15 protein-coding genes are annotated in these 14,419 nt (G+C 37.9%); 3 read left to right on the forward strand and 12 right to left on the reverse strand.

Annotated elements, in window-relative coordinates:
- Window positions 1–24: 24 nt before the first annotated feature.
- From F1560_RS00115 to F1560_RS00125, 3 genes are read left to right on the forward strand one after another with little or no spacing between them, the layout of a single operon-like run.
- A complete protein-coding gene (locus tag F1560_RS00115) occupies window positions 25–225 on the forward strand; it encodes a PLD nuclease N-terminal domain-containing protein (RefSeq protein ID WP_149472649.1) in 201 nt (66 codons plus the stop codon).
- A 3-nt stretch (window positions 226–228) separates the two neighbouring features.
- Window positions 229–1,137 (forward strand): ABC transporter ATP-binding protein, encoded by a 909-nt coding sequence (locus F1560_RS00120; protein ID WP_149472650.1) that lies wholly within the window; start codon window positions 229–231, stop codon window positions 1,135–1,137.
- On the forward strand, window positions 1,137–1,913 hold the full coding sequence (locus F1560_RS00125; RefSeq protein ID WP_149472651.1) for an ABC transporter permease: 777 nt from the start codon (window positions 1,137–1,139) through the stop codon (window positions 1,911–1,913). The genes F1560_RS00120 and F1560_RS00125 overlap by 1 nt, the downstream gene beginning before the upstream one ends.
- 251 nt (window positions 1,914–2,164) lie before the next feature.
- Here F1560_RS00125 and F1560_RS00130 read toward each other — a convergent pair whose 3' ends face one another.
- The 12 genes from F1560_RS00130 to F1560_RS00185 all read right to left on the reverse strand — a co-directional run bounded on the left by F1560_RS00130 (window position 2,165) and on the right by F1560_RS00185 (window position 14,404).
- Window positions 2,165–2,863, reverse strand: a complete 699-nt coding sequence (locus F1560_RS00130; protein WP_149472652.1) for a hypothetical protein — start codon at window positions 2,861–2,863, stop codon at window positions 2,165–2,167.
- Window position 2,864: 1 nt separating this feature from the next.
- A complete protein-coding gene (locus F1560_RS00135) occupies window positions 2,865–3,722 on the reverse strand; it encodes an ABC transporter ATP-binding protein (RefSeq protein ID WP_149472653.1) in 858 nt (285 codons plus the stop codon).
- Entirely contained in the window at window positions 3,712–4,089 is a 378-nt protein-coding gene (locus tag F1560_RS00140; RefSeq protein WP_149472654.1) for a GntR family transcriptional regulator, read from the reverse strand. The genes F1560_RS00135 and F1560_RS00140 overlap by 11 nt, the downstream gene beginning before the upstream one ends.
- Before the next feature lie 157 nt (window positions 4,090–4,246).
- Window positions 4,247–4,426 (reverse strand): type II toxin-antitoxin system antitoxin, encoded by a 180-nt coding sequence (locus F1560_RS00145; protein WP_095313660.1) that lies wholly within the window; start codon window positions 4,424–4,426, stop codon window positions 4,247–4,249.
- Between the two features lie 14 nt (window positions 4,427–4,440).
- Window positions 4,441–5,286, reverse strand: coding sequence for an SPFH domain-containing protein (locus F1560_RS00150; protein ID WP_210095936.1), 846 nt, complete (start codon window positions 5,284–5,286; stop codon window positions 4,441–4,443).
- Between the two features lie 90 nt (window positions 5,287–5,376).
- Window positions 5,377–6,246 (reverse strand): ComEC/Rec2 family competence protein, encoded by an 870-nt coding sequence (locus F1560_RS00155; RefSeq protein ID WP_149472656.1) that lies wholly within the window; start codon window positions 6,244–6,246, stop codon window positions 5,377–5,379.
- A gap of 224 nt (window positions 6,247–6,470) precedes the next feature.
- Window positions 6,471–8,609, reverse strand: coding sequence for an ATP-dependent Clp protease ATP-binding subunit (locus F1560_RS00160; protein ID WP_149472657.1), 2,139 nt, complete (start codon window positions 8,607–8,609; stop codon window positions 6,471–6,473).
- Window positions 8,610–8,782: 173 nt separating this feature from the next.
- Entirely contained in the window at window positions 8,783–10,357 is a 1,575-nt protein-coding gene (gene mbcS / locus F1560_RS00165) for an acyl-CoA synthetase MbcS (RefSeq protein ID WP_149472763.1), read from the reverse strand.
- Between the two features lie 116 nt (window positions 10,358–10,473).
- Window positions 10,474–11,265: a delta-lactam-biosynthetic de-N-acetylase gene (gene pdaA / locus F1560_RS00170; protein ID WP_149472658.1), complete on the reverse strand. Its 792-nt coding sequence runs from the start codon at window positions 11,263–11,265 to the stop codon at window positions 10,474–10,476.
- A gap of 97 nt (window positions 11,266–11,362) precedes the next feature.
- A complete protein-coding gene (locus F1560_RS00175) occupies window positions 11,363–12,673 on the reverse strand; it encodes a Na+/H+ antiporter family protein (protein ID WP_149472659.1) in 1,311 nt (436 codons plus the stop codon).
- A gap of 143 nt (window positions 12,674–12,816) precedes the next feature.
- Entirely contained in the window at window positions 12,817–13,617 is an 801-nt protein-coding gene (locus F1560_RS00180; protein ID WP_149472660.1) for a YfkD famly protein, read from the reverse strand.
- Window positions 13,618–13,720: 103 nt separating this feature from the next.
- On the reverse strand, window positions 13,721–14,404 hold the full coding sequence (locus F1560_RS00185) for an amino acid ABC transporter permease (protein WP_149472661.1): 684 nt from the start codon (window positions 14,402–14,404) through the stop codon (window positions 13,721–13,723).
- Window positions 14,405–14,419: the final 15 nt, after the last annotated feature.

Here is a 14,419-nt window from a genome sequence, read left to right on the forward strand (position 1 = left end):
TTAATTACAAGAGAGGTGAAGTAGATGCAGGCAATTATTGAATCTATTAATTGGAGCATCGTTGCTCCTTTTATCGTCATTCAAGGTATTTTAATGATTGTTGCTATTCTTGACTGGGCAAAAGCAGATGATTTTCGTGGTTCGAGATGGCTTTGGTTTTTTATTATCGTAGTTATAAACACAATTGGGCCAATTATTTACTTTATTTTCGGAAGGAGGCGCTAATGAATGTCCTTGCTAACCGTTAACAATCTAACAAAAACGTACGATGGAAAGACCGCAGTTAACAACGTAAGCTTTGAATTTGAGCATGGAAAGTGTATTGCACTCATCGGACCAAATGGCGCTGGTAAAACAACAATTTTACGCACACTCGCTGGACTTCTAAAGCCTTCAGAAGGGACCATTCACATTTCCGACACATCACTTAACGATGATGTTCGAAAATATATCGGCTATCTGCCCCAATATCCTGTATTCCATTCATGGATGACAGGGATGGAGTTTTTAGTTTATAGCGGACAGCTCGCTCTTCTTTCAAAAAAACAAGCGAAAGATCGTGCACAGGTACTGCTTGAAAAAGTAGGTATTGCCGATGCAAGGAACATGCGAATTGGAAAATATTCTGGTGGGATGAAGCAGCGCCTTGGGATTGCTCAGGCAATTATTCATAAGCCGAAGCTATTAATGCTAGATGAGCCCGTTTCATCACTCGACCCAATTGGTCGTCGTGAGGTTCTAACATTAATGGAAGAGTTAAAGGATGAAATGTCTATCCTCTTCTCTACTCATATTCTAAGTGATGCTGATGAAGTAAGTGATGCATTATTACTACTACATCAAGGAAATATTGTGGAATCCGGGTCGATGACAGCATTACGCCAAAAATACCAGACATCAACGATTGCGTTAGAATTTGAGAGTGATTTGCCTAGTTATCAAGCCAAAGTAAATGCTCTACCAAGTATTTCTGGCAGTTACCTGGAACGAAACGTCCTTCAAGTAAATGCAACAGATATTGCGATCGCACGGCAGGAGCTTCTTGCAACTGCCGCAAAAGAAAACTGGGAACTGGTAAACTTTACACTTAACCGCGCTTCACTTGAAGATATGTTTATGAAAGTGGTGAATAGCTAATGCAATGGATGACACTTTTTAACAAGGAAATGGTGGAAAACTGGCGAAACAAAAAATGGATCTGGGTACCATTAGTTATCATTTTACTTGCCATTTTAGATCCAATTTCTAATTATTACTTGCCACAGATTATAGAAGCCGTTGGTGGTTTACCAGATGGAGCAATTATTAATCTTCCTGAATTCGCACCTGCTGAAGTTGTCATGATGAGCTTAAGTCAATTAAGCAGTTTAGGCGTGCTAGTGATTGTACTGATGGCAATGGGGACGATTGCGAGTGAGCGAAAAAGCGGGGTTTCTGAATTGATACTCGTGAAGCCTGTCTCCTATCGAAATTATATTACTGCTAAATGGGCTGCATTGCTTGCTCTTGTCTGGGCTGCCCTGTTCGTTGGCTTGCTTGCAAGCTGGTATTATACGAATATTCTATACGGTGACCTTTCTTTTAAAAGCTTTCTTTTGATTTTTATTTTCTATGGACTGTGGCTTACATTTGTCATTTCTATTATTATTTTTTTCAATACATTAGTGAAAACTCCTGGCCTTGTCGCATTTCTATCTATTTTAACGATTATGGCAATGAGTATTATGACACAAATATTCGGTCACATTCTTGAGTGGAGTCCGAATAACTTATCAAGCTATATTTATGAGATGGTAATTGCTGGCGAGGTTTCATCTGATCTTGTTGCAACTTCTGTGATTACGATTGTTCTCTCCCTCATCTTGGTGTTTGCGTCGATATTTACGTTTAAGGCGAAGGAATTGGCTAGTTAATTGCTCGAGCGGTGGATGGTGCTTTAATTGAGTGGTATGGTGCTTTATTCTGGGCTTTGGTGCTTTAAATGGATGGAATGGTGCTTTATTCTGGAATATAGTGCTTTAAATGGATGGAATGGTGCTTTATTCTGGAATATAGTGCTTTAAATGGATGAAATGGTGCTTTATTCTGGAATATAGTGCTTTAAATGGATGAAATGGTGCTTTATTCATAGCAGAAAGGACTGGCGTGCCAGTCCTTTCTTTATTTATTTTGCACTTACAGTTGTTACTCTCTTTAACAGCAGGAAGGAAATGAGATACATTACAATGCCTATGCCGAAGATTTGCAGGAATAAGGTTAGCTTTAAATCTGAATACAAATTGATAAAGAAATCAATTAGCCAACCTTGGGCAACCCCAACTAATAGAATAATCACTCCAGTGCCAACAACAATTCCCCCACCTAACAGGCCATATCTATAAAATAACAACCCGGTTAAAAACATGACAGTCAGGAAAAGAAACATTACTGACGCGTCAATAACTACTCTATTTACCCATGTGTCTTCCAGGAGCTGTGTCACGTGCATAAAACCAAAGGAATGTAGATTAATTATATCTGTTGCATATAAAATAACCGTGTGTAACGTATTTGCAATTACTGCTTTCATTAAAGCGATAGCGACAAAAAACAGGCCAAGACTTATAAATAAATTCTTTCTCGTTGCGCCCATCTTCAATGAAAAAGGAATGCTTTCTTTTACCGTAATAAACCCTAAAATCCCACAATATACATAGATGAATTGAAACATGAAATATAACTGCCCATTCTCAACTCCGAGCATAAAATAAGAAATTGCCAATGACACACCGAGTATACCGAGTAAAATTGTCCAGAAAATCATCAGTGAATAGCGTATATCCGTTATAAAGAAATAAAGTAATCCATTTATCTGCCTGCCCATTTTAAGCACCCTTCTTTCTTTCCGTTAAATAAATCATTAACTCTTGAATTGGAATACCTTCTACTTCTAATCCATGCACTTTTGCATCCGCTGTCGTCCCATATACGTATGCCGTCATCACCCCTGCAAGTTGCTTTCGCTCAATTACTTCTTTACCTGCTAGGAATCCTTCAACTTTCTCAATGCTTCCTGAAACTGAAATTGCGTTATCCCGAAGTGTCTCCGACTCTTCTTGTAATACTAACGACCCCTCTCTTAATATAAGAACTTCTTCAAACAGTAAGCTCACCTCATCAATTAAATGCGTGGAGAAAATTATGGTTCTTTTTTCCTCCTGGTATTCTTCCAGCATAATTTCATAAAACCTTTTTCTGGACGGCGCATCGAGACCAATATACGGCTCGTCAAATACTGTGATTGGTGCTTTACTTGCTAGGCCAACTGTAATCCCTAGAGCTGATTCCATTCCTTTGGAGAGCGTCTTTACTTTTGCATTTAAGCTCAAGTTATATTCCTTAATCAAATCCTCTGCCAGTTCTTGATCCCAATTTGGATAGAAATAAGAATAAATCTTGAGGACATTCTTGACCTTTAAATCTTTTTTGAAATTGTTTCCTTCTTTAATCAAGCAAATCGATTCCGTTAGTCGTTGGTTATCGAATGGATCTTCCCCATCAATTAGAATCTCACCACTGCTTGGTAAAATCTGTCCAGATAAAATATCCATGAATGTCGTTTTACCAGCACCATTTCTTCCTAATAATCCATAAATTTTCGGCTCATCCAGCGTGAAAGTAACATTATTCAATGCAATCGTATCTTTATATTTCTTAGATAGATTCTTCACTTCAATCTTCATTTGAAACATCCTCCCTTTCCACCATTTCAATAAGCTCCTTGGCACTAATACGTAGCTTCTCTGCCTCACTTTTTAATGGCAGCATATAATGTTCATAAAATGACTTCTTGCGCTTTTCGATTAGGATTTGCTTCGCGTCGTCGGTAACAAACATTCCAACACCCCTCCGTTTAAATAGAATGCCCTCTGCGACAAGCTCATTAATTCCTTTTGCTGCAGTAGCTGGATTAATCTTGTAATAAGTTGCAAACTCATTTGTCGACGGAACACGCTCTTCTGCTTTAATCGTTTCATTTATGATGGAATCCTCTAGTTGTTCTTTAATTTGAAGGAATATTGGTTTACTATCGTCTAATGAATTTTTCATGTTCAGTTCCTTCCTTATTTGGTTAATTACTTATGTAACTAACCCTATAACTAATGAACTTATTTGTCAATAGTTTTTAGAAAAAAAGAAAAAATAGCCTAGCATAAGCTAAGCTATTTAGTCAGTCGTATAAAGTTTTTCTATATCGAACTTGGTCTTAATCCTCACCAATCTTCTTATCTTCACTCTTTGGGAGTCGCCCTGCTTTTTTAACGGATTCCCTAAGCAAAAATTCTACATGACTATTGACGCTTCTGAATTCATCCTTTGCCCATGACTGCAGAATATCATATAATTTGGGGTCTATCCGCAATGGGAAATTCTTTTTTTTAGCCATAAAAACCCCCTCTTTTACTGATATAGCGAACCAGTATTGATCACTGGCTGTGTCCCGTGATCTGACACAATCGCAACGAGTAAGTTATTAATCATTGCGACTCTGCGTTCGTCGTCTAAGTCAACAATTCCCTCTTTTTCAATTCGTTCAATCGCATCCTGTACCATCCCAACGGCACCATCAACGATTTGCTTACGCGCAGAAATAATCGCACTAGCTTGTTGACGCTGAAGCATCGCCTGCGCAATTTCTGTTGAATAGGCAAGGTGTGTTAATCGTGCTTCTATCACCTCAACCCCTGCTACTTTCAAGCGATCTTGTAGCTCTTCAGTTAATTCATTCGATACTTCCTCTGCATTCCCGCGAAGTGTAAGCTCGACATTTTCAAATGTATCATAAGGGTACTTTGTCGCTACTGCACGAATAGCTGTCTCACTTTGAATCTCAACAAACTGTTCATATTTATCGACGTCGAAAACAGCTTTTGCAGCATCAACAACTTTAAATACAATAACTGCGGCTATCTCAATTGGATTTCCGTTGACGTCATTTACTTTCAAGCGATTGCTGTTAAAGTTTCGTACACGCAGTGAAATGGTTCTTCTCACTGAAAATGGGATGGTAACTACAATTCCTTCGCGACGGATTGTCCCCATATACTTACCGAGAAAAATAACTACAATCGATTGATTAGGCTGCACGAGCGTGATTCCACTGCCTAATGTAACAGCTAAAATCAAACAAATACCGCCTAACAGAAATTGCTGCTGAATAAAACTAAATACCGTACCTGCTAAAAGCAATGCAACGAAAAGAATTCCTATGAAGCCATTCATCATCCAAGCCTTTTTCTCTTGAATCATATTAACACACCTTCCCCACATGATTTTATTATTATATTAATATGATATCATTTTTGTATTAAATTGTAAATTAAAATGTCAGAATAATTAGCTAGCCGTATCAATTATTTTTCCAATCGGATCTTTTTTCGGCAGGACAAAATAATCTTCCCCATCTGTTTGAATGACCAAATCACCGAGTGCTGCAGTCGAGTAAATGAGAGCATTCACATGATACAAATTGTCAATCACCCGATCTACTGGATGGCCATAATTATTATCTTTACTATAGGTAAGAATCGCTACCTCTGGATTTACCTCCTGTAAAAACTCCAATGAAGAGCTCGTTTTCGATCCATGATGCCCAACTTTTATTATTTCGGATTCAACATCGTAATCCTCCATTATTTTTTTCTCCTGTTGCTTTTCTACATCACTCATTAATAAAAAATCCATTTCTTTATACGAAACCTTTAATACAATCGATGATTTATTATTGTTTTTAAATTTTTCATATGCATTCCATACTTCAATATTAATGAGTGGATCAATTTCAATCGAGTCATTTTTTTCTGCAATTTGAACGGGTATGTTCTGTTTTCTTATTTCTGAGATATAATTGGCGAACGTTCTCGTTGGATGTAATTTTCCCGTATCGAGGATTTCATTTACGGATACAGCTTCCATTACTTCTGGCAGACCGCCAATATGATCCATATCTGGATGTGTTGCAACTAATAGATCTAATTCATCAATCCCATGGTTTTTTAAGTACGAAACGATCTTCTTTCCAGACCCAGGTGGACCGCCATCAATTAGAATGGTTTTATCTAATGGGGTTTCAATCAGAATACTATCCCCTTGTCCAACATCAATAAAATGAACCTGCATATCCGGGGCAGTTTCACTGTGACTATAGATTGGATAAGTAAATAAACATAAATGAATAACTATGATAAATGACATCCATCTTTTCATAAGAACATTCCTTTTTTCGCTATTTGTCTATAGCTTTTACGAATGTTGTTATGTTATTACGTTTTTCCGTTGGCAATATCATGATAATTTAATGGTGAATTATATATAATTAAAAATGGGCAACATTGCATCGTAACTGCAATATTGCCCATTTCGTAGATTTATTTCAATTGTACGTTTACCGGAGAAGAGCATTGAACCCCTAACTGATAAACTCATGTTTTTTAAGCTTTGCGAACAACAATCTCTTGATCAACAGCATCGACATGAACATGTTCGATTGTTTCTTCTTCTAAAATGAGATCTGTTAATTGATCTTCAATTTTATCCTGGATGACGCGACGTAATGGTCTTGCACCGAATCTTGGATCATAGCCTTGCTTAACAAGCTCTTGCTTCGCTTCGTCAGTAATTGTAATGTGAATATTATTTTCTTCAATCGTTTCTTCAAGCTCTTTTAGCATTAAATCAACAATTTGTAATAGGTCTTTTTCTGCTAACTCATTAAAGTTAACAATCGCATCGAAACGGTTCAGGAATTCCGGTTTAAAATAGTTACTTAGGTTTTCCAATGTTGATACCGATTCATGACGATCGCTATTAAAGCCAACATTGACTGATTTTACTCCAGTTCCTGCGTTACTTGTCATAATAATCACAGTTTCTTTGAAGCTGACTTTTCTTCCGTGCGAATCCGTTAAATGACCGTCCTCCATAATTTGCAGGAACATATTCTGTACGTCTGGATGTGCTTTTTCAATTTCATCCAAAAGCAGGATAGAATATGGATTACGACGTACACGTTCGGTTAATTGGCCTGCTTCTTCGTGACCAACATAGCCTGGAGGTGAACCAATAATTTTTGACACGGCGTGTTTTTCCATGTACTCACTCATATCAATACGAATCATCGAATCACGCGTACCGAATAATTCTTCTGCTAATACTTTTGTGAGTTCGGTTTTCCCTACACCAGTCGGTCCGACAAATAAGAAGGAACCAATTGGACGATCTTTCGATTTTAGTCCTGCACGGCTACGGCGGATTGCTTTAGCGACTTTATTCACTGCTTCATCTTGACCAATTACTTTCTTACGCAGGTTTTCAGCAATATTTTTCATTTTTGCTTGCTCGTCTGCCTGCATTTTCGTTACTGGGATGCCTGTTTTCTCTTCCACAATTAATTGAATATCTGAGATATCGACATCTAATACTTTTTCACCGTCCACTGCTTTTTCAACTTGTTTTTGTAACTGAATTTCCTGATATCTTAGATTAGCAGCACGTTCATAATCTTCTTTATCTGCCGCTTCTTGTTTCTCTTTGACTACCTCATCCAAACGTTTCTGTAGAGACTCAGAATCTTTTTGGGCATTTGCAAGGTTTAGACGTGATCCAACCTCATCCATCAAGTCGATTGCTTTATCTGGTAAGAAGCGATCTTGAATATAACGGCTTGATAGTGTTACAAAGGCACGAACAACCTCATCTGAATAGCGAACTTCATGGAATGCTTCATAACGATCTTTAATTCCGTTTATAATTTGAATAGCATCTTCTTGCGATGGCTCATTAACAATGATTGGTTGCAGGCGACGTTCAAGAGCTGCATCCTTTTCAATCTGACGGTATTCCTTCAATGTAGTTGCACCAATTAATTGAAGATCGCCGCGAGCTAGTGCCGGTTTCAGGATATTTCCTGCATCCATTTGAGAACTTTCTGCAGTTCCAGCACCAACGATTAAATGAATCTCATCGATAAACAGGATAACATTGTCACGTGCTTGCAATTCTTCAATCAGTTTTTTCATGCGTTCTTCAAATTGTCCGCGAATTCCTGTGTTCGCTACAAGTGAAGCAACGTCAAGCAAGTAAATTTCCTTATTGAGCAGCTTTGCAGGTACGTTACCTTCTACAATTTTAACTGCTAGTCCTTCTGCGATTGCTGTTTTACCAACACCCGGCTCACCAATAAGGACAGGATTATTTTTCGTTCTTCTATTTAATGTTTCAATAACTCGTTTAATTTCTTTATCACGGCCGATTACAGAATCAATGCTGCCAGCACGTGCTGCATCATTTAGGTTTTTTGCTAATTGGTCAATTAAGCCATTCCCTTTTTTTGCTTTTTGTTTTGTTTGTGTTCCCGTTTTGCTTGCTCCATTACCTTGGAAGAAGTTATTTGAGAATGCTTCATTGAAATCCCCAAACGGAGAGTTTGAGAAAAAGTCATTTGAATTCATCATCTTCCCTTGAAGCTCTTGGAAACATGTACCACATAAGTGCATTTCTACACGTTGATTATTTATTTGCATTTGCGCATTTATATTTGCTTCATTCGTACCACATTGTTGACATTTCATTTTCCATTCCTCCTTGGAAATATTCCATATCGTTCGCAGGTTTGACTTTGACTATCTTTGACCTTGATTTCATTATACTCTGACCTTCTTTGACTTTCAAGTGTTTTGATTAATTTTTTCATAGAACAAGAAAAAATCCCGACTATCATTTTAGCCGAGATCGTTGATATGCTTTACTTTTCCGTTTCTCTTTGACGTAGCTCAACACGTCTGATTTTTCCGGATGTTGTTTTCGGAAGCTCGTCCAGAAACTCAATTTTCCTTGGATATTTATATGGTGCTGTTAATGCTTTAACATGTTCTTGTAATTCTTTGATCAATGCAGCTTCGTCTTTCTCTAAATTATTCTTTAATACGACAAATGCTTTGACAATACTTCCGCGGATCTCATCCGGACTTGCAACGACTGCACATTCTTGAACGAATGGATGTTTGACTAAAGCATCTTCCACTTCAAATGGTCCAATCGTGTAACCAGAACTAATAATAATATCATCGCTTCTTCCTTCAAACCAAAAATAGCCATCTGCATCTTTTCGTGCTCTGTCTCCAGTGATGTAATAATCTCCACGGCGCGAGTGTTTTGTTCGTTCTATATCTTTATAATACTCTCTAAATAGGGCGGGGCTATCTACTTTCACAGCAATATCTCCAACTTCATTTGTCGAGACTTGTTTACCTTCATCGTCAATAATTTCAACATCATTACCTGGAGTTGGTTTGCCCATGGATCCCGGTTTCACTTCCATCCCTTTCATTACTCCTAGTAATAACGTGTTTTCTGTCTGACCATAACCGTCGCGAACGGTGATATTAAAATGCTTACGGAATACGTCGATAACCTCGACATTTAATGGTTCTCCAGCGGAAACAGCACTGGTTAAAGTAGAAAGGTCATATTCACTGATTGTATCTACCTTTGCCATCATTCGATATTCCGTTGGGGTGCAGCACAAAACGTTAATTGCCTGCTTCTCTAATAAACGTAAGTATTTTTTGGCATCAAATTTACCATGATAGATATAGCCGGTTGCTCCTGTTCCAAGTACAGATAAAAACGGAGTCCACACCCATTTCTGCCACCCTGGTCCAGCTGTTGCCCATACTTTATCTCCATCTTTAATAGAAAGCCAATGCTCTGGAGCCGTCCTTAAATGCGCATAGCCCCAACCATGTGTATGAACAACCCCCTTTGGACTTCCTGTTGTACCAGAGGTATAGGAAATAAAGGCAATGTCATCCTTTGTTGTTGAAGCAATCTCTAGTACATCGGATTGTTGCTCTCGCAGTTCATCTAAAAAATAGAAATCCTCTTTAGGCTCACCAACCACAAATTTGATTAAATCATCGTACTCCTCAATATCTTTATATTGATCTACAAAAGGATAATAACTAATAATCCCACGTACTTCCCCATGGCTTACACGGTATTGCAGGTCTTTTGTTTTCAGCATTTCAGAGCTTGGAATAACAACAACTCCTACTTTGATTGCTGCCAAATATACTTCATAAGCCTCTATTAGTCGAGGTATCATAATAAGTACCTTATCTCCTCGCTTTAGTCCCTCACCAAGGAAAGCGTTACCAATTCTATTTACATTCCTTAGCAACTGCTCATAGCTCACTTCTTTGGTATGACCAGCTTCGTCCTCCCATATGAGTGCAGTACGATCTGTATCCATTGCATACTTTTCCATTTCCATTACAATATTATAATCTGCTGGCGCTATCAGGTCTGTCCGGTTCAACATGTATCCCCTCCCACAATGATTATTTTAATTGTAACAAATAATTAAGAATATTTATATTAATAATAAATAAAGACCGAATCAGATAGCGATTCGATCTTTATTTAGATACTAAGTTAAAGTCCAAACATTCCATTTGGCAGCATATCATTTAATAGTAAATCATCCAGGCTTTTAAACGTATACCCTTGTTTTTTCAATTCCTGTATAACTTGCTCCAGTGCTTGAGCATTATCAGAGGACACTGCATGGAGCAGTATAATTGCCCCTGGATGCATTTGCTCCATAATCTGCTCATATGCATATTCCCAGCCTTTTTGATCCGCCACTTTCCAATCAGCAAAGGCAAGTGACCAGAACACATGAATTAACCCGAGTTCATTTGTCCATCGCAATGTATCTTCATTAAAAACACCACGTGGTGGACGAAGAAATTTAATTTCCTTTTGATCCGTTAATTCTGCTACTGATGCCTCTAAGGTTTCTAATTCCTTTTGAATTGCTTCCTTGTTCATGATTGTGAAATCAGGATGATGATAAGAATGGTTTCCAATAATATGTCCCTCTTCAACCATCCGCTTCACAAGCTCTGGTTCACTTTCCACATAATGACCAGTTATGAAAAATGTTGCTGGAACCTCTTCCTTTTTTAACACTTCCAATATATCTGCTGTATAACCCTGCTCATACCCATTATCAAATGTAAGGTAAATATTTTTCGCCCCAGAATCATCTACATAATAGGCGCCGTATTGGTCAAGCAGTTCCTTGTAATGACCGATTTCTGGAATTTGATGATCAGCGTTTTTTTTATATCCCCAGCCAAAAGCGCCGGTAGTTCCTGGCTCCATGAAGCAAATGAAAAAGGTAAGAAAAGCGATGATCGATGTTAACGTAAATTTCCGCATAACAACCCACCTAGTTTTTTTCTTACCTTTTCCTATATGTTATTAAATTATGCATGTATCATTTCGTGAGAAAAGCCCCACTGAATGAAGTTTCATTTTACAAAATAAGTGCTGCTGCCCATCCAAATATAAATAACGGAATATTATAATGGAGGAAGGTTGGTACACACGTATCCCAGATATGGTGATGCTTTCCATCTGCATTGAGTCCAGCTGTAGGTCCAAGTGTACTATCAGATGCTGGAGAACCTGCATCCCCAAGCGCTCCTGCTGTTCCAATCAATGCCGCAGTCGCCATCGGTGAAAATCCGGCAGCAATACAAATTGGAACATATAAAGCTGCAATAATTGGAATCGTTCCAAATGAAGAACCAATTCCCATTGTGATTAATAGGCCAACTAATAATAAAATAAAAGCAATGAGTACTTGGTTGTTGTTTAAATAGCCAGAACTCAACTCAACAAGTGCTTCTACCGCTCCTGTTTTATTTAGAATCGATCCATAGCCTGAGGCGACAAGCATAACAAATGCGATCGTTCCCATCATGCCAATTCCTTCTGTCATTACCTTGTCACCCTTTTTAAATGGGATAACCAAGAATAAAAACATTAGTATAAGTCCAGTTAATGCACCTGCGATAAGATTTTTGGTAACCAGCTGTACAGCTAATGCGCCCAAAATAGCAATTAATGTAAACAAGTGTTGTTTATTAAACGGGACGTTCTCCACTGTTGCAATTGTAATTGAAGATTCTGCTCCACCAGCTCCAGGTATTGCATCTCTGTCCTTTCGATAGGTAATAAAAATAGCAATAAATAACCCAACAATCATTCCACTTCCTGGGATAAGCATCGCCAGTGATACTTCATTTTCAGTAATAAAGGTGCCATTTTGTATCATGCCCTCTTCTATAATGCCTTGAAAGAGAAGTCCAAATCCTGCCGGTATCATAATGTATGGAGCTTTTAAACCAAAGGTTAAGGCTGATGCCACAGCACGACGGTCTAAACGCATTTCATCAAATAATTTTAATAAAGGCGGTATTAGAATTGGAATAAAAGCGATATGCACGGGCACTGCGTTTTGTGATAAGCAAGCAACTCCGGCTAATGCAAGTACCAATATTGTTTTCTTGCCTGTCAATTTGCGAATTAAAAAATTCACTAAAATAGTTGTAATGCCGGTATAACTAATTGCAACAGCGAACGCACCCAGAAGAATATAACTCAATGCTGTATTTGATGCTGCTCCCATTCCACTTACCATCATTTCAATTGAGTCAACTAAACTCAAACCTGCCATTAAACCTGCTACAATTGATGCAGCAATAATGGCTATAATTACGTTCACGCGCAGTAAACATAAAATTGTCATTACAAGCACGGAAACAATTACAATCCATTCCATCTCAAGCTTCCCCCTAAGTTCTTATCTATGTTGTATCATTCAATGAAACTTTAATACTTTAATATGATAAAGCATTAAAATGATAATTTCAACCCTTTTACGAAAATAAAATACCCTGCAAAAAAATTTCACAGGGTTCGTGTCTATTTTAATTGATAGGAGAAGGATACATGATCTTGAATTGGAATCCAAGCACCAATCCCTTGCTTCGTTACATTTTTAACTTCTAAGGATTTTTTCGATCCTTTTAGCTGGAGATAAACTTCTCCAAAGGTAACCTGGCCTTTTTCGTTCACTGCTGGGGCAAATGCTTGTAAGGTTCCATGCTTTTTAGCTGGTATCGCATAGGAATTATCCTTCTTCGTATTTTTCCCGATTATTGTCTGATAAGAAAGCGGAAGATTTGTTTTTTCCTTTGATTTAAGCAGCATCATTTTTTTTACATCATCAGGATTTGTTATTTTATTGGTTAAAGCACCTTTAATTTCCTTTTCCTCTTGTTGAATATAGTTCATGTTTTGTGGTGTTTCCCCACCAACATTATTTAATTCATTCATATTGATTGGTTGGTATTCCCAATTGATATTCGACTCATCTGACTGGTAATTTAAAGGCCAGCGCCCAAGATATACCATTCCGCGGTAACCAATAGCAACTGGAGATGGCTTTAATGATGTTTCGTTTAGCATTTTAATTAGGTCCGGATTTTCAATAGAGATGGAAAGTTCATCAATCAATTCCTGTGTTAGTTCACTTGGTTCAATCACTTCCTGATCTTCTGTTGAATTCGGAAACGTATTTTCTTTCGCGATATCTAGAACATGGCTAGGAATTTCATTAGCATCCTCTGACTTTTTTTCAGCTATACCGACCGATGGGAAAAAAAGACTTAATAAGAAAGCAAGAGCAATTATGAGATTGCGAGTCATTTTGTGTATTTTCATGGTTTCCCATTCCTTTCTTTTTCCCTATTTTTTTCGGTTCAGAGGAAATTATACATACCTATGTCGAAGAATTAAAAAAAGGACACCCGAATGAGCATCCTTCCTAAACAAATCGACTATATCTTTTTTCTAATCGTTCTTGTAAAACGCCAATTAATATACAGATTGGCCAATAAATAAGTGCCACAAGCACATACATCGTCATCGCATCAAATTCCCTACCAGCTACAATCTGTGTCTTCTGAAAAAGCTCTGGTACGGTAATAACAGCTGCTAATGATGTAGCTTTTACAACATCCATAAACACATTTGTTAGCGGAGGTATAGCAATTCGCGTTGCCTGGGGCAAGATTATTTTTCGAAGCGTTGTCCAATACGGCATATTTAATGCCTTTGCCGATTCCCATTGTCCAGTATCGATACTGTTGAGAGAAGCCCTGTCTACTTCAGCTATATATGCCGCACTGTTGAGCCCAAAACCAATAATAGCTGCCGCTGTCGCTGTGAATTGAATTCCAACTACAGGCAGTCCAAAATAAAGGATAAAAAGAAATACAAGCATTGGTGTACCACGCATAAAGGAAATATAAATACGTGCTGGAAGGTGTAATAGACCACGTTTTGAGCTCCTAGCCAAAGCTAGAAATAGACCTAATACGAGACCTATCCCCATTCCAGCTATTGAAACAATCAACGTCATTGGTAACCCCTCTAGAACAAAGGGTAAACTTTTAATGGCTAATTCAATATCAAATAATCCTCCGAAATCAAATCCATTGAAGTTCATTTTTCAATTCCCCTT

The sequence above is a fragment of the Oceanobacillus polygoni genome, from assembly GCF_008304605.1.
GTDB classification, from domain to species: domain Bacteria; phylum Bacillota; class Bacilli; order Bacillales; family Amphibacillaceae; genus Oceanobacillus; species Oceanobacillus polygoni.

Bases quoted from the DNA above. Each gene is read 5' to 3' on its own strand.
- F1560_RS00115 (WP_149472649.1), top strand. From the start codon at position 25: ATGCAGGCAATTATTGAATCTATTAATTGGAGCATCGTTGCTCCTTTT.
- F1560_RS00120 (WP_149472650.1), top strand. From the start codon at position 229: ATGTCCTTGCTAACCGTTAACAATCTAACAAAAACGTACGATGGAAAG.
- F1560_RS00125 (WP_149472651.1), top strand. From the start codon at position 1,137: ATGCAATGGATGACACTTTTTAACAAGGAAATGGTGGAAAACTGGCGA.
- F1560_RS00130 (WP_149472652.1), bottom strand. From the start codon at position 2,863: ATGGGCAGGCAGATAAATGGATTACTTTATTTCTTTATAACGGATATA.
- F1560_RS00135 (WP_149472653.1), bottom strand. From the start codon at position 3,722: ATGAAGATTGAAGTGAAGAATCTATCTAAGAAATATAAAGATACGATT.
- F1560_RS00140 (WP_149472654.1), bottom strand. From the start codon at position 4,089: ATGAAAAATTCATTAGACGATAGTAAACCAATATTCCTTCAAATTAAA.
- F1560_RS00145 (WP_095313660.1), bottom strand. From the start codon at position 4,426: ATGGCTAAAAAAAAGAATTTCCCATTGCGGATAGACCCCAAATTATAT.
- F1560_RS00155 (WP_149472656.1), bottom strand. From the start codon at position 6,246: ATGAAAAGATGGATGTCATTTATCATAGTTATTCATTTATGTTTATTT.
- F1560_RS00160 (WP_149472657.1), bottom strand. From the start codon at position 8,609: ATGAAATGTCAACAATGTGGTACGAATGAAGCAAATATAAATGCGCAA.
- pdaA (WP_149472658.1), bottom strand. From the start codon at position 11,265: ATGCGGAAATTTACGTTAACATCGATCATCGCTTTTCTTACCTTTTTC.
- F1560_RS00175 (WP_149472659.1), bottom strand. From the start codon at position 12,673: ATGGAATGGATTGTAATTGTTTCCGTGCTTGTAATGACAATTTTATGT.
- F1560_RS00180 (WP_149472660.1), bottom strand. From the start codon at position 13,617: ATGAAAATACACAAAATGACTCGCAATCTCATAATTGCTCTTGCTTTC.
- F1560_RS00185 (WP_149472661.1), bottom strand. From the start codon at position 14,404: ATGAACTTCAATGGATTTGATTTCGGAGGATTATTTGATATTGAATTA.